This is a genomic window from Nioella nitratireducens (assembly GCF_001879715.1).
Taxonomy (GTDB): domain Bacteria; phylum Pseudomonadota; class Alphaproteobacteria; order Rhodobacterales; family Rhodobacteraceae; genus Nioella; species Nioella nitratireducens.
Map to the genome: position 1 here is coordinate 1 of NZ_MNBW01000036.1, position 15126 is coordinate 15126.

The window sequence follows — 15126 nt, forward strand, 5'->3', positions numbered from 1 at the left end:
CCTCGTGCTCGGCCAGGATGCCGATGATCTGCTCGTCCGTGAATCTCGTTCGCTTCATTGTCCGTCCTCAGGTTGGGCCGGACTCTAATCGACGGTGGAGGAAAAATCCCGTGGCAGGTCAGTTTCAAACGCCCCTTCGTATTGCCACCGTTGCGCAATTTCACCTAAGGATTCGAGCACTTGGCGAAGATCGTCACCTCGCTCAGCCAGACCATAGGTAACCGCGGGTGGGATCGTTTGGGTCTGATCGCGCCAGATCACTCCGGCCGCCTGCAACATTCGCAACCGTTCCGTCAGCACCCGGGTTGAGATTCCCGGCACTGCCCGCTTCAGCGCTCCGAAACGTTGCGGCCCGCCATCGCTAAGGACCCAGAGAATATAGGTTGTCCACGGACCCATCAGCAGGCGCAGAATGGAGTCCATGGGACATGCGGGCGGTGTTTTCTGTTTCATTTTGAGGATCTCCATGGATGGTTACTTTTTCGTGCCTACTTATCCTTCAAAACCAAGACGCTTATTAACACTAAAGTGAAAAGCAAAACCTGGCAAGGATAACCCATAGGGAAGAATGCCCGGGCAATTTATACAAATGGAGGACGTCTGGATGAGCGACAAATCTGCGAAAATTACGTACTGGGCTGCAACCGGGCTGGTTGCATTGGTCTATCTGGGCGGAGCGGCATTTTACATTTCCTCGCATGACATGGTTGCGGGAATGTATGAGGGCCTGTTGAAGTACCCAACCTACATAATTTGGCCGTTGGCAATGCTGAAGATCGTGGCGGCCGTAGTCATCCTTTGGCGCCCGTCGACGTTTCTGTCCGATTTCGCCTATGCGGCGATGTTCTGGCACCTGTTGCTGGCCGCCTCGGCGCATATGGCTGCGGCCGATTCTCCGAACTCGTTGCCGGCGATTGTTACCTTGATTGCGCTGATTGTGTCGTTCCTGACGCAAAACCGGGTGCGCGCAAAGAAATCACCCTACGGTGATATGCTGAAGAGCGCCGCTTAACCGGATTTTCCGACGGCCACATGCCGGGCTGGCCATCACGCTCTGCCAGTAAAACAAGCGAAAGGACGCAGTACATGACTCGGATGCCGACGATGTTCATTCCACACGGTGGAGGCCCATGTTTTTTCATGGACTGGGACCCACCAGACACCTGGAAACGGCAGCGCGAGTTCCTTGCCGACTTACCGGCGTCACTGCCGAAAGTCCCCAAGGCGTTGCTGGTGATTTCGGGCCATTGGGAAGAGGCGCAGTTCACCGTGCAGAGAAACCCGGCCCCACCGTTGTTGTTCGATTATAACGGGTTTCCACCCCACACCTACGAACTGACCTGGCCCGCGCCCGGCGCTCCTGCGCTATCCGACAGGGTGCAGGCGCTGCTCGAGGCGGCCGGGTTTCCCTGCCCCGTTGATGAAGCGCGCGGTTACGATCACGGCGTGTTCATTCCGCTCAAGGTGGCCTTTCCGCAGGCCGACATTCCCTGTGTACAGCTGAGCCTGCGAAGTGATCTTGACCCGGCTGCGCATATTGCGGTCGGGCGGGCATTGGCACCGTTGCGAGATGAAGGTGTTCTGATCATCGGTTCGGGCAACACCTATCATAACATGCAAAAAATGATGCGCGCGATGCGGGGTGGCGCCGCCGATTTCGTGAACGGGCAGGAATTTGACCGCTGGCTAAGCGATGCGGCCACCCGCACCGATCCGGTAGAGCGTGATCGAATGCTGGCACAATGGGCCGACGCTCCCGGTGCCCGCGATGCAAACCCGCGCGAGGAACATCTGATTCCGCTGCATGTGGTCGCGGGGGCAGCCCTTGCCGACAAAGGCGTGAAAACGTTGGAAGATCGCGTGCTAGGCGCAGTCGAAAGCGCGTTTACTTTCGGCTGAATCCCATCCGACGCTTGAACATCCAGATCCAACCCGAAAAATCAAGGAAAACCCAATGACAACCATTCAAAACGGCCCTTTCATCGTCACCGGTGCATCCGGCCAACTTGGCCGACAGGTCATCGCCAATCTGATTGCGGCCGGTGCCGGTCCGATCATCGCCGTTTCGCGTTCGCCGGAAAAGCTGGCCGATCTGGCTGACAAGGGAGTCGAGGCCCGCAAGGGTGACTTCAATGACCCCGCATCGCTGAGCGCGGCTTTTGCCGGTGGCAAGCGTCTGCTGATCATTTCGACCGACGATCTGGAACCAGGAAAGCGACTGGAAGCGCATAAACACGCCGTCGCAGCCGCGATGAAGGAAGGGATCACACATATCGTCTATACCTCGCTGACAAACCCGGTTGAGGAAAGCCCGATCACGTTCTCCAAGGATCACTGCGACACCGAAGCGCTGATTAAAGAAACCGGTGCCAGCTATACCATCCTGCGCAACAACCTTTACACCGATCTGGTGCTGATGGGTGGTGGCAAAAGCATTGGTATGGGGCAGCATTTCGCCGCTGCTGCTGAGGGGAAAACTGGCTATGTCACCCGCGCCGATTGCGCCCGCGCCGCCGCAGCGGCCCTGATGCAGGAAACCGGTTCAAGTGTTCTGGACATCACCGGCCCTGCGGCGCTTTCCCAAGGTGACATCGCGGCCATCCTGTCGGAAATCTCGGGCAAGGATATCCCCTATATCCCGATCTCAACCGACGATCTGGTTCAGGCCATGATCGGCGCTGGCTTGCCAGAGTTCATGGCAAAGGTTTTTGCGTCCTTCGACGAGGCGATAGCCAAGGACTATCTGAATGTTGCAACGGGTGATCTGGAAAAACTGACCGGACAAGCCGGCCAGTCGGCGCGTGACTTTTTGATTGCCAACAAGGCGGCTCTGTTGACCCCGCCGGCGCATTAAGGAACCCATCATGAAGCTTTACAACGCCAATTTCTCGCCCAACGCCCTTCGGGTGCGGGCGGTTGCCCTGGAACTGGGGATCGACCTTGAGATCATCGAGGTCAACATACGCGGCGGCGACAACCGCAGCGTTGAATTCCTGGCAATGAACCCCAACGCCAAGGTGCCAGTGCTGGTGGACGGCGATTTCGTGGTCTGGGAATCGCGCGCCATCAATTCGTATCTGGCAAGCAAGAAACCCGAGCGCGGTCTTTATCCCGACGACCCAAAGGTCCGCGCAACGGTGGATCAGTGGCTTTACTGGCAGACGATACACCTTGGCCCGGCGATGCAGAAGCTGTCGTTCGAGCGGTTCCTGAAGGCGAAGTTCGGCATGGGAGAGCCGGATCAAAGCGTTGTCGACAGCGAGTTGAAAAATGTCGCTCAGTTTCTGGCCGTGCTGGAAATCGGCCTCGCGGGCAAGGACTGGATCGCGGGCGATCTGAGCGTCGCGGATTTCGCGCTGGCCTCGACATTCATGTATCGTGTGCAGTCTGAGATCTCGCTTGACGATCTTCCGAATGTCGCGGCCTGGATCGAACGACTTGAGGCGCGCGCCTCGTGGAAGGATGCGTTTGCACCGGCTCTGGCCCTGTTTGGCGGCTAGAATTCACAAATATATGTGCGGGGGCGAGCCATTCGCCCCCGCCCTAAAGCCCGCCCTAAAGCATTTCGGTATTAACCTGCGACATATCCGGCAGCCTTGAAGTAGTTCCAACACTCGGCCGGGTCGTAGAGATCGCAGATTGTTCCTATGGCCTCAAAGACGTCGGTGAAGGTTCTGGCTCCGATTTTTCGAAGGTGAGCTTTCAACTTTGAGAACGCCTGTTCGATGGGGTTCAGGTCCGGCGAGTATGGCGGAAGGTAGAGGAACCAGCAGCCGTGGTCGCGCAGGGCCTGAGCTGCTTCCTTGTTCCGATGGGTCGCCAGATTGTCCAGGATGACAACGGTGCCTGGATTGATCTCTGGAACGAGCACTTCGCGGATGTAGGCGGCGAAGGCCGGACCGTCCATTGCCCCCTTGATGACCCATGGCGCGATCAGTGCGTCCGGGGTCAGCCCGGCGATCAACGTCTGTGTTCCCCAACCGCCAAACGGCGCGTCCACCATCAGGCGTTGACCTCGTTTGGCCCTCCCGCGCAGGCGGGTCAAGTTTGTCTTCACCGCAGTTTCGTCAATGAAGACAACACGATCAGGCAAGGCTGAGATGGCGGGGAGCCGGTGTCTGAACCAATCGGCCCGCTGCTGCCTTACCTTGGCACGGCGGCGTTCGGCGGCAACCAGCGACTTTTTTTGTACGTGAAGCCGAGCCGGGACAGCAGGTTCGCGATGGAGGAATGGTGCACCCGCACGCCCTCAGCGTCGGCGAGCGCATCGCGCAACTCGAAGAGCGTGATGTCAGGATCTTGCTCGACCAGTTCCTCAAGAAAAGCCTGATACGGTGCCAGCTTTCCCCGGCCACGCGGCGGGCCTTGTGGTGCGGGTCCAGCATGGCCGCTGGTCCGAACTTGACGCGCCCACCTTGCACCCGTGGCGGGCGAAACCTTCAAACGCAACGCCGCCGCACGCCCGCTAAACCCTTCTTCAATATACTTCTGAAACCGCGCCCGGAGCGCTGATGGCAAAGGTGCTGACATAATCCATCCTCCCAATAAGGATGAATCACATCTGCCGCCTCAAGGGAATCCCCCGCGATTCAGATCCAGGCCGAAACGCTTTAAATAAGGCCACATCGTGCAAATTGGAATATACACATTCGCTGAATCGGGCGCAGGGTCCGGAGCAGATCAGGATCGCGGCATCAGCCCTTCGCAAAGGCTGCGCAATCTGGTTGAGGAAATCGTGCTGGCCGATCAGGTCGGGTTGGATTGGTTCGGCGTCGGCGAACATCACCGCCCCGACTATGCGGTTTCAAATCCTGCGATGTCGCTGGCAGCGGCGGCTACACAAACCAAGAATATCCGCCTTTCCAGCGCCGTTACCGTGCTGAGTTCCGATGATCCGATCCGCGTCTTTCAACAGTTTTCGATGCTGGACAACCTGACCCAGGGGCGCGCCGAGATCATGGTCGGGCGCGGTGCCTTTATTGAATCCTTTCCGCTGTTTGGTCTTCCGTTGGATAATTACGACGGTTGTCGCGTTGCCCTTAAATCTGAAGCACGAGGGAGTGGACAAAACATGGGGGTCACGCGGCGCGTTTTCGGTTTGCGACGGTTAGCCGGCCATCGAGAACCGCGGCCCTTGTGACGGCTACTCGGTGAGCCCCTTTGGGCGACCACCGCATCCTTCTGCGCTTTCCCATGCGGGCATTGGCAATATCATCGACTGATCCTTCGGCACGAGATGACGAGATGGGCAGCCCGTTACGGTATCGTCGGCCATAGTCGACGAGGGATTCCATGTTGTTCGCGAGATAGGTGTACAGTGTCTCGCATCGGGCCCGCACACGAGCGGCAGCGGTGCGGACAGCCAGTGGTTCTTCCGCAAGGCGGGTGCAATCGTGCATGAGCCCCTTCAGATATGTTTCCGCGACCCGTGCTCTGCCATGCCAAAGCCACCAGCGGAGGCTTTTCGCGGGTCGCTGGAACAGCACCGGAATTCCAGTGAACCCCGGTATCTGGACCAGACCCTGAACGGCTGCCTCGACATGCTGCACACGCATCGAAATGTGCCACCAGTCGAGGATATGCTTCACTTGGCCGTCGCCACCCATGGCATTGCGTATGAGGTTCGGGAGAGCAAGCTCACCATCCGAGATCACTGTCAACAGACGGCCCGGCTTCCATCCAAAGTCTGACAGCTCTTCTCGCATACGGCTGTCTGGCGATGCCGTCGCATTGGCGACCAAGCCAAATCGTCGACACATATTGCGGCTTTCAATCTTACCGACCACAAGATCGAGGTGTCGCTGCTGATACTCCGGTCGACAGCGGATATGCGCACCGTCCAGAAAAACCGTCAAACCACCTTTGGGCGGTGCTTCAACGGGATCGCCTGATGCCCTTCGACTTTTCTCGAGCGCCGTGGCTACTCTTCCCAACCGGTCACGCACCGTGGTGTGATGAGGCGGGTGGCAGGGGAGGAAGCTTTTCATCAGCCGCGCGGCCTCGCGAAAGGAATGCCGGGACCCAAGCTCCGCATGGAGCCGCTGCAGCTCCGGCGAAGCCCGGTCTGGAAAGAAATAGGCCAGCGGAGAAATAGGTCTGCCGAGCATTGCGGCCGACCTGGCATCACAAGAACAGCGGCGCAAGCGCGCGGCTTTGACCCGAACCCGCCCAAAGAGCGTGTCGAGATCGCGCGTGCGATAGTCATGAATGGCTCGAACCGAGGCGCAATCCGGGCATACGCGGCTTTCTCGTATGATCTCATCGACCTGGTCGTAAAGGACTACCCTCTGGATCTGTTCGACGATCCTCTTCCCATCCTCGAGGCGCAGCCCGATCCCGTCTGGACAGGTCACCCGGTAGGGTCGAGAAATGCCGTCAAGCTGATGTGTGCGCATCTCCCCATTATCAAAGGTCGTTTCGACCGTAATCCGAACGTCCATGGCAGCCCCCCACGCAAAGACCTTATCTTAGCACAGGCCAGATCACCGACGACGACCCCCATGTTCTGTCCACTCCCGCGCGCGATGGCGCCAATCAGAGCAGATCGGCAAACTGCTCCAGGTCAGCAACAGTTGCGACCAGCCCTTGTTGCGTCAGGATCGACAGATATTCGTCAACACTCTTGGGCGGGTTTTTGAGGCGGGCGCGAACTTTTCGCAGCGCGGAGCAGACCAGACCGGGCGCGAGAGAAAGCTGGTTCCGGAAAAAGTCGTCGGGGTGCTGAGTTTCGATGCCGAATGGTGCAAGTGCCTCTGGTGGGAAGTCCTTCAGGTTCTGAGTGACGATGGCGTCACAGCGCCCGACGATAGCGGCCGCCAGAATGTGCCGGTCTTCGGGATCCGGCAATATGAGGGCCGGCACCAAGGCCTCGTAGCCGGTGACCAGACAATCGCGTGTGGCCCTGTCCATCAAGTCACGTGTTCGTTCCAGCGCCGCGCGGTCCCGATGAGGTTCATTGCGCAGAAGGGCATCAATCCACTCCCGATGAATGTCAGCCGTCCACTTGGCCTTGAAAAGGTCCGTGACCGCCAACTGCATCAGTGCATCGCGCATCGGCGCGGGATAAAGGACGTTTGCGTCGAACAGGACAGTGTACTGGCTCATTTCGAGCGGTAGCCCATGTCCTGCTCTTGAGCGTCGGCGGCCAGTTGGTCGAGCACCGCTTCGCGCTCGGTGTCGATGGCAGCCTTGTAGGACATCACGTCTTCCATGCGGACGCGGCGATGCTTGCCGACCTTCCGATGCGGTATGGCACCATCCTCGAGCAGTTTGATCAGGAACGGTCGCGAGACGTTCAGAACCTCAGCTGCCTGCACTGTCGAGAGTTCGGCGTTCTCGGGAATGATGGTGACGCCGCGACCGGCTGCCATCGCCTCAAGGATCTCCATGAGCAGCGCGACAGCGCCTGCGGGAAGTTCGATCGGTTCCATCTGCTCCGCGTCTGAAACGCGAAGCTTCAAGGGTCCTCGGGTCGCCGCAAAGCGCGACAGGGCCTGTCCGGAGACGCGCGCGATTGCCGCGTCCTGCGGAGTCGGTGGAAGATGTCGGTGTGCCAGCATGTTCATGGTGGTCTCCTCTCCGGTTTCTGATCTCTACCACCATATATGAAATAAGTGCGACAAATGCATTAAGTGTTGGTGAGTTTCTGCACGCCCTGCCGCGTGCTCGCGGTCATCGCTGCTGCCGAGTGAGCGGGTGACACCCACGCTAACCTTCAGTTTGTCGCCTTCCACATCCTGAACCGCCCTTGCCCTGTGACCTCGCGGATCAGACCCCGCTCTTGCATCCATGCAAGGTTGCGCTGAACAGCGGCGCGACTGGCACCAGTCAGGGCCTCGGCCATCGGCGCAGAGACGAGCTGCCATTCGGTCAGCACTGCGCGCAAGGCCGGCGGCGTCTTGCCCGAGAGGGTGATCATCTCGGCCTCCGCCCGCGCTGACCATGCCTCGATATCGTCAAGGTGGCGCATCGCGGTCAGACAGGCCTTCTCCATCCCGTCGAGCCAGCGCGCCAGACGATCAGACGGTGAACCACCGGCCCGTAACCCCTCTGCCCCGCCCATGGCCAGAGGCGCGAAGACTGCGCCTCTCCCCTCGCTGGCAGCGATCCGCGCAGCTACGACAGCGGCTTCCATCTGGTCACCGTGCTGCCCGAGCCCCGCGAGGCGCCAGAGGTGAAAGCCCATAGCGGCGCGAGTGATCGGGTGCAGGTCTGCGGCCTGCCCCATCAGATCCAGCCAACCGCTCGCGCGGTCCATGAACGGCTCGCTCTCATCACTGAGGTTCCCGGGGTCGCGACGGTCGAGGAAGGCGGCCAAGTCCTGCTCCGGTCCCGGTCCACCAGTCAGTCGCCGAACCGCCCATCCGACTCGCGCCAGCGCCGCCGTGCCGTCCTGGACGCCGGACAGGCGCAGCGAGATCCAGAGTGCCAGCCGATCCTGGCTAATGCGGTCACCGGTGTGCCAGCTCAGATCTGCGGCATCCATCAGCGCCAGCCGATGCCGCCATCCTTCCGGTCCGCGCTTCAGGCGGTCGTCCAGCGCGCCGATGCGGCCGGCCACACGGGCAAGACGCGCGGCCTGGCCTCCCTCTGCCTTCCGCCAATCGTCGAGGACCTCGGTTTCACGCGGTTCGGCCCGTGGTCCCGGCGGCAGGTAGTCCGGCTCGTCGTCCATCGGACCGGGTAGGAACCACAGGTCGTCCTCGGACGCCTGTTCGACCTCCTCAGCATCAATGACGAGGGCGTCGGATTCATCATATAATGAGGGGGTTCTAGCCATCATATGTGCAAAATACTGCTGTTTTGCACTTTACCCAAGGGTTTTATCAGAGCGCGTCTAGACACCTTACATAGCATGCGCGCGCGATGGTCCGCGAGAACTCTCTGATCGCGCTCTGCGTATAGAAACCAAGGGCTTTCCGTTGAGCAGGGCCACAGTGAGCGCCCTTGCATTCGTTTACAATCGGTCGTTTAGTAACGGTATATGAAATTGCAAACGGCCGGTTTTCATGCCCCTGATAGGCTATGCGCGCGTATCCACAGAGGATCAGACCCCCCTGCCCCAGTCTGAGGCCCTACAAACTGCGGGATGCGTCGAGATCTTCGAAGAGCACGCCTCAGGCGGCAATCGTGCCCGGCCAGTGCTTGCGCGCGTGCTGGAGCGCATCAGCAAGGGCGACACGCTGGTTGTCGTACGGATCGACCGGCTCGCACGGTCTCTGTCGCACCTTCTCGAGGTGATCGAACGGCTGGAGGCCAAGGGGGCGTTCTTTCGTTCCATTCAGGACCCGATCGACACCGGATCCCCGCAAGGCAAGTTCACGCTTCAGGTCCTGGGCGCCGCAGCCGAGTTTGAACGCGCTTTGATCCGCGAACGCACCAAGGCAGGGCTTGCGTCCGCGCGCGCGAAGGGGCGCGTCGGCGGCAACCCTGGGCTTCGCACCAAGGATACCGAAGCGCTTCGGAAGGTGCGGCTGGCGCGGCAGGACGGCTACATGGACCGCCTGAACGCAACCGCGCAAGACTGGGTGCCGCATGTCCGCCGCCTACGACCCGACATGGCTTGGGAAGACGTGCTGCGGATTGTCAACGCCCCCTTGCCCCGCGAAAGGCGCTGGACGCAAAGCCGCCTGCTGCGCGCCGTGAAAGCCTATGTGCGTGACGGTTTCCTTCCCGAGGCTGTTCTTGGCCGAGCCGGGCGAAGAACTGCAGACGACCGCCTGCCCACGATCGTCGCGGCAATCAAGGGCGCGGATCCCGACATCACCTTGCAAGCCATTTGCAACCGGCTGGAAGCCATGCGCGAGCGGACACCCCGCGGGCGCACAAGCTGGCAGCCTTCCTCTGTGAAAATGCTACTGGAGCGGGCGAGCCGAATGGGACTGCTCGACTGAGCGATGAGGATAGAGTGACTGCTATCAATGGGCCTGCTAATTCCAGAACGGTTGTTCACCAACATGCCCGATGTCAAAGGGCCTCGTTCTCGAGGTGCACAACCGCTTAGCAGAGCGAACGGAATGACCATCACCTTGCGAACCGAGTCCCCACGGCGTCCACAGAACGCCATTCGCTCTACCGACCTTACCCGCGGATAAGGTCAGCCCAAACCGTCGACCAGGGAGGCAATGGCTTGTTCCAATCGCGCACGATCGATGGATGAGAAATCGCGATCGACCTTGATCTCAAGCCTCCCCTGCCCCGCCGTGCATTTGATCTGTCCGAAGGCGCTGCGGATGTGAAAGGTCGTCTTCGCCTTCGCACCGCCCTGCCCCGCCCGTCCCGCCGGCTTGGCAACCGTGGCCCCGGACGCAACAATGTCGAACTCATCGGCCTTGGTGTAGCGACGCAGCACATCCAGTTCATCCCGGATGTTGCGGTTGTCGCCAAGGGCAGTCACCTCACGGCGGATGTCTTCCGCAAGCTCTGGACGGTCCTTGAGTACACGTGACAACTCCACTCCCAATGCGCGGGGGATTTCGGTTGCGAAGCGCAGCGTGTCGCCAATGGTATCCAGCAGATGCGCAAAGGACCGGATGTAGCTCCGCTTGGAATAAGGGGCCGACTGGAACAGCGCTGCGACGGCCTCGCCCAGGTCTTTCGCTTCAGTCGCCGGGTCGGCGGCATAGTTCTGCGCAGCAAAAGCCATCTCGGCAAAGGACAAGTCCTTGCGAATGATGTTCTCGTCCACCATGCGGCGATAGAGCCCGGCGACATCCGCCGCCCCTTGCAGGATCAGCGCCGGGACGCATTCCCAATCCGCATGCCCCGTCTCTTCAAGCAGAGCACGATAGGCACAGAGCCGCCGGTAGCCCTGCACTAGTTCGTAGCCCTGACCATCTGGGCGTGGCAGCACGCGAATCGGGTTTGACAGGCCCAGTTCACGGATCGAAGTCACAAGCTCCGCCAATTCGATATCATCACCGGGCAACCGGTCACGCACGAGCATGTGGCAATGCACGTCATCCAGCGGCACCGTCTGGACCACATGACCGGAATCCCGCAGCGCCACGTATTCATGAGCCAGCGCATCGTTTTCTTCCCGGATCGCCTCGGCCGCGGATTTGCGAGCCTGAAGCGCCTCGGCGTTTTCCGAAATGGCGCTGGCCATCGGGCCGCGCCGCTGCGTCGAAGGGGCAACGGCATCAAGCGCCGGCGCCTCGTCTTCAGGTAACTCGATATCGAACATCCGTCTCTTGCGTGTCATGCCTCGTCTCCTTGCGTCATCGGATCGGGCACGACCTTATCCGTGGGTAAGGTGCCCGTCGCCATCCCCTCCCAATGGGGCAGCATCGTCTCTTTGAATTCGCCGTAGGCCCGGTCGAAACTGGCTCTTGCGCGGCGCCAAGTCTCGCGTGTCATGTCGCGGTAATCCATTTCGTAGATTGAATTCAGGAACCGCCCCGACTGCTCCACCGCGCGAGTCATCTCGACTGGATGGCGCGCAAGCTTATCATCAAACACCTTACCAAAGGCTTCAAACATCGCCCGGTGCAGATCGTTGCCAGGCTCGTAGCGTGTCAGCAGGAACCGAATGTCATGGAACACCTTGGGCAGCGTGATCTTACCCGTGGACAAGGTGCCTTCGAATCCGTGCGCCAGATCTTCAAGCGCTTCGCTAAGCTGGCCGATAAAGCTGGTGGTACTGTCGTACTCCCAGTAGCCGGGGCCCGAGGGGATATAGAGCATGTCAGCGGCGAAGACCGCGTTCATGGATTGATAGCCGATGGCCGGCGGACAGTCGAACAGGATCAGGTCCCATTGGTCATCGGGCAGCTGGTCGAGGAACCGGCTGACCGCCGCAAAGAAGGACCACTCGGGATTCAGGTGACGATACTGGGCGGAGGCGAATTCCACGAAGGCAGCGTTGGCGCAGGACGGGATCACGTCGATCGTCGGCCAGTTGGTTGACTGGATGAAGTCGGACGGCCGAAGATCCTGCAAGCCCAGATCGGTGATACTGGACGGGATCGAGCGGCGGGGCAGGGCAGTACCGCTCGCCGCGCCACGGGGGGCGTTGTTCTGCGCCTCGGTCTCTCGCACGAGATCGCGGGCCATGATGCCCCAGACTGTATGCTCCTCGCTGACATCGGTCAGACCCATTGAGTGGCTGAGAGTCGCCTGCGGGTCGAAATCCACACAGAGCACCCGGTAACCGTCGAGCGCGGCAGCGTGAGCGAAGTGCAGGGCCACTGTGGACTTTCCAGCGCCACCCTTGAAGTTGGCAATCGCGGTGCGGAAGGCACGACCCTGAGGGCGGGCGGGCATCAGCGGCTTGCCGCGCGGCTTGAGCTTGCGGCGCAGCGTATTCACCTCTTCCAAGGTGAACCAGCGCTGCCGTCCGTCAGGTTCGACCTTACCCGCGGGTAAGGTGGGGTCGGCAGCCAGTTTGCCGCGAAACGTGGATTGGTTCATACCGAAGATCAGTTCGGACACCTCCCAGGATGAGAAGCGGCGTAGGGTCTTCACCTTTTCAGGCGAGAACGTCTGCTGCCGGATCCAGCCTTGCATCTTGAGCGAGCGGGCCTGAAGGGTTCGGAGTTCGGAATGAGTAAGCATGGTCCCTCGGACGTAGATATTTGCATTTGCCTGATTTACGCTGAATTTGCACTTTTTGTCGAGATCGATATTCTGAGGATAAGAAAATGGCAAAACCCACGGAACAAGGCGTGCTTGAGGAAACCAACTCGAATCGGCATCACGCTGTTGAACCCGTTCAGGCCAGAGTAGCACGTAGGATTTAGGGGGACATGACGAAGGGCCAACCACATGTTGAGGGGACATCAAGGCCTAACCGGGGGACATCCTGCACGTCACCCAATACCAATTCATACCATTTTTCTTACAAATTGGGATTTTGAAAAGGACCCTTCGGATTCGAATCCTTGACAAATCCCGCCAATCAAACGCTAATCAGAGAAAGATCGGGGAAAGCGTTCAAAACCAGCTTCGCACAAGACGGAGGGTGCTTTTCTCTAAGGCAGATTAGGCACGCACCGGGGCAGGAGCGCGACGTGACATATGGCAAAGCGGGATTTCCCGCCCTTTCTAAGCAAGTTACTGGGCCAGGCGCCTCCCCCGTCAAATACGATATTCTCACCGCGCTGCTGGTTACCGCTGCCCAGGGCGACGCTGTCGAAGCACGCCTGGCACTGAGGCTTTCTTTGCTGATCACCGCGCGTTTCAACTGGCGCAATGGTTGCTTTGCTGTTGGACAAAAAGAAATGGCTCGGATGTGGGGCGTCACGGAACGCACAGCCAAACGCGAGATGGCCCATCTGCGCGGCTTGGGCTGGATCTCAGTATTAGTTCCAGCTGCCCGTGGCAGGGTGGCACAACACCGGATCAACCTGGCGACCGTCCTGAATGCGACCATGCCCCATTGGGACGCCGTCGGACCGGACTTCGTCGCACGAATGACCAATTCACCGGAACCGGACGAGCCCTCGAAGTCGAACATCGTTCCATTGCGGCGTGATATGACTCTTCCTGATAACGATGGAACCGGTTGGGCCGAAGCGGCCAAACGATTGCAGGCTCAGGATGCACCGATTTACGGTGCCTGGTTTGCGCCCCTGAAACCTCTCGACTTCGAAAGCGGAACCTTCACGCTTCTCGCTCCGTCGCGGTTTCATGCCAACTACGTTCGAACGCATTTTCTGACAAGGTTATTGGCATCGCTGACCGTCGAGAACAGAGCTATTCGCGATGTTCAGGTGGTGGCCGACGAAAGATGATCGGTGGGGCAGGGGGGCAGATACCCTTTGCGCATCTTGATTGCCGCCAGGCGCTCTGAAGCCTTTATCGCCTCGTCCTCGCTCTGGAAAGTTTCCATCATCACCTGTCCCTTGGACCCAATCCGACCCCAGTTCCTCATCAGACTCACTTCGCCAAAAAGGGTAGGCGCGAGCGACATCGCATAGAACCGTGCCATATTCTGCGCCGGGTCACAGCGCGTCATGTAGAGGGGTAGGGGCCGTTGCAAGGTCATGGCACGATTCTTCCACGACCACAGATTCCGGTCCAATGACAATCTGGAATCTAGACCGTTGCCTTGATTCAGAACCTTGATGATCAGTAATCAAGCGAGTTTCGTTCCATCTTCGACGACGATTTTGCTTCTTGGAAGACCGCTGACTGAAACTTTTTGCCGATCATCGAGAGGGAAAGGATTGTTGGTTTAAGGGTGACGGGAAGTGAGATCGGGAGAGTGGCTTCCGGCGCCCGTCGTGGAGAAGATCTGATGACCAAAGCTGTCCAGAAAATCACCCTGTCCCCGTCCCGGGATATCCCTTTCGACAAGCTGGTGCTGAGCCAGTCCAATGTGCGGCGCATCAAGGCCGGCGTGTCCGTCGAGGAACTGGCCGAGGACATCGCTCGCCGCGGTCTGTTGCAGAGCCTGAGCGTGCGGCCCGTGGTGGGTGCTGATGGCACCGAGACGGGGAAGTTCGAGATCCCGGCCGGGGGTCGTCGGTTCCAAGCATTGTCCTTGCTGGTGAAGCAGAAGCGGTTGGCAAAGACCACGCCCATTCCCTGCATCGTGCGCGATGCAGCGTCCGCGATCCTGGCCGAGGACGATTCCCTTGCGGAAAACATGCAGCGCGTCGCCCTGCACCCGCTCGACCAGTTCCGCGCGTTTGTGTCCCTGCGTGACAAGGGTCAGAGCGATGCAGAGATTGCTGCCGCCTTCTTCGTGACGCCGCTGATCGTGAAGCAGCGCCTAAAACTCGCTTCCGTCGCCCCTGCCCTGCTTGAGATCTATGCCGAGGATGGCATGACGCTGGAGCAGCTCATGGCCTTCACCGTGAACCCTGATCACGCGCGTCAGGTTCAGGTCTGGGATGTGATCCATTCATCCTGGAACAAGGAGCCATTCCAGATTCGGCGCATGCTGACCGAGACCTCGGTCCGGGCGTCTGACCGACGCGCGGTCTTTGTGGGTGTTGAGGCCTATGAAGCGGCGGGCGGCACGATGTTGCATGACCTCTTCCAGGGCGATGACGGTGGCTGGCTCGAAGACCCTGCCCTGCTCGATCGGCTGGTGACGGAAAAACTCCAGGCCGAGGCTGAGACGGTTGCGGTTGAGGGCTGGAAGTGGATCGAGGTCGCACTCGACCTGCCCTACGGCTA

Annotated in this window: 17 protein-coding genes; 8 read left to right on the forward strand and 9 right to left on the reverse strand. The window is 59.7% G+C overall.

The features are described from left to right. Positions 1–84: 84 nt before the first annotated feature. On the reverse strand, positions 85–468 hold the full coding sequence (locus BKY27_RS18735) for a winged helix-turn-helix transcriptional regulator (RefSeq protein ID WP_233491907.1): 384 nt from the start codon (positions 466–468) through the stop codon (positions 85–87). A 136-nt stretch (positions 469–604) separates the two neighbouring features. Between BKY27_RS18735 and BKY27_RS18740 the strand changes: the two genes are divergently transcribed. Genes BKY27_RS18740 through BKY27_RS18755 form a run of 4 tightly spaced genes read left to right on the forward strand, consistent with a single transcriptional unit; the run spans position 605 to position 3500 of the window. Next, positions 605–1012: a DoxX family protein gene (locus tag BKY27_RS18740; protein ID WP_084668046.1), complete on the forward strand. Its 408-nt coding sequence runs from the start codon at positions 605–607 to the stop codon at positions 1010–1012. A 20-nt stretch (positions 1013–1032) separates the two neighbouring features. After that, positions 1033–1899 (forward strand): DODA-type extradiol aromatic ring-opening family dioxygenase, encoded by an 867-nt coding sequence (locus tag BKY27_RS18745; RefSeq protein ID WP_233491908.1) that lies wholly within the window; start codon positions 1033–1035, stop codon positions 1897–1899. Between the two features lie 55 nt (positions 1900–1954). After that, positions 1955–2854: an SDR family oxidoreductase gene (locus BKY27_RS18750; RefSeq protein ID WP_071675992.1), complete on the forward strand. Its 900-nt coding sequence runs from the start codon at positions 1955–1957 to the stop codon at positions 2852–2854. Between the two features lie 10 nt (positions 2855–2864). Then, positions 2865–3500, forward strand: a complete 636-nt coding sequence (locus BKY27_RS18755; protein WP_071675993.1) for a glutathione S-transferase family protein — start codon at positions 2865–2867, stop codon at positions 3498–3500. Between the two features lie 71 nt (positions 3501–3571). Here BKY27_RS18755 and BKY27_RS19800 read toward each other — a convergent pair. Then, positions 3572–4530 (reverse strand): IS630 family transposase gene (locus tag BKY27_RS19800; protein ID WP_199559133.1). Its coding sequence is split into 2 segments (ribosomal slippage): positions 3572–4186 and positions 4189–4530, totalling 957 coding nucleotides; the frame shifts between segments, so codons are not numbered across the junction. Between the two features lie 97 nt (positions 4531–4627). On the opposite strand from BKY27_RS19800, the gene BKY27_RS20440 reads away from it, so the two are divergent. After that, positions 4628–5140, forward strand: coding sequence for an LLM class flavin-dependent oxidoreductase (locus tag BKY27_RS20440; protein WP_084668045.1), 513 nt, complete (start codon positions 4628–4630; stop codon positions 5138–5140). On the opposite strand, the gene BKY27_RS18775 is transcribed toward BKY27_RS20440, so the two are convergent. From BKY27_RS18775 to BKY27_RS18790, 4 genes are all read right to left on the reverse strand, one after another. Then, positions 5079–6440 carry an ISKra4 family transposase gene (locus tag BKY27_RS18775; RefSeq protein ID WP_071675996.1) on the reverse strand — a complete coding sequence of 454 codons (1362 nt, stop codon included), beginning with the start codon at positions 6438–6440 and terminating at the stop codon, positions 5079–5081. The two genes, BKY27_RS20440 and BKY27_RS18775, sit on opposite strands and share 62 nt — an antisense overlap. A 94-nt stretch (positions 6441–6534) precedes the next feature. Continuing rightward, entirely contained in the window at positions 6535–7104 is a 570-nt protein-coding gene (locus BKY27_RS18780; RefSeq protein ID WP_071675997.1) for a PIN domain-containing protein, read from the reverse strand. Further along, positions 7101–7565: an excisionase family DNA-binding protein gene (locus BKY27_RS18785; protein ID WP_071675998.1), complete on the reverse strand. Its 465-nt coding sequence runs from the start codon at positions 7563–7565 to the stop codon at positions 7101–7103. Before BKY27_RS18785 ends, BKY27_RS18780 begins: the two co-directional genes overlap by 4 nt. A 149-nt stretch (positions 7566–7714) precedes the next feature. Continuing rightward, complete coding sequence (locus BKY27_RS18790) at positions 7715–8782, reverse strand: hypothetical protein (protein WP_071675999.1); 1068 nt, start codon at positions 8780–8782, stop codon at positions 7715–7717. A 226-nt stretch (positions 8783–9008) separates the two neighbouring features. Between BKY27_RS18790 and BKY27_RS18795 the strand changes: the two genes are divergently transcribed. Further along, positions 9009–9893, forward strand: a complete 885-nt coding sequence (locus BKY27_RS18795) for a recombinase family protein (protein WP_071676000.1) — start codon at positions 9009–9011, stop codon at positions 9891–9893. Between the two features lie 203 nt (positions 9894–10096). Here the strand turns inward: BKY27_RS18795 and BKY27_RS18800 are convergent, their stop codons facing one another. Then, positions 10097–11185, reverse strand: a complete 1089-nt coding sequence (locus tag BKY27_RS18800) for a ParB/RepB/Spo0J family partition protein (protein WP_233491909.1) — start codon at positions 11183–11185, stop codon at positions 10097–10099. A gap of 14 nt (positions 11186–11199) precedes the next feature. Further along, the gene (locus tag BKY27_RS18805; protein WP_071676002.1) at positions 11200–12555 is read right to left on the reverse strand and encodes an AAA family ATPase; all 1356 of its coding nucleotides are present in this window, start codon (positions 12553–12555) and stop codon (positions 11200–11202) included. A 455-nt stretch (positions 12556–13010) separates the two neighbouring features. On the opposite strand from BKY27_RS18805, the gene BKY27_RS18810 reads away from it, so the two are divergent. Then, positions 13011–13733, forward strand: a complete 723-nt coding sequence (locus BKY27_RS18810; protein ID WP_071676003.1) for a DnaA N-terminal domain-containing protein — start codon at positions 13011–13013, stop codon at positions 13731–13733. Here BKY27_RS18810 and BKY27_RS18815 read toward each other — a convergent pair. Continuing rightward, on the reverse strand, positions 13709–13987 hold the full coding sequence (locus BKY27_RS18815; RefSeq protein WP_071676004.1) for a WGR domain-containing protein: 279 nt from the start codon (positions 13985–13987) through the stop codon (positions 13709–13711). The genes BKY27_RS18810 and BKY27_RS18815 overlap by 25 nt on opposite strands. Before the next feature lie 252 nt (positions 13988–14239). On the opposite strand from BKY27_RS18815, the gene BKY27_RS18820 reads away from it, so the two are divergent. Then, positions 14240–15126, forward strand: an 887-nt coding sequence (locus BKY27_RS18820; RefSeq protein WP_158515004.1) for a ParB/RepB/Spo0J family partition protein, incomplete at its 3' end; no start/stop codon positions are given.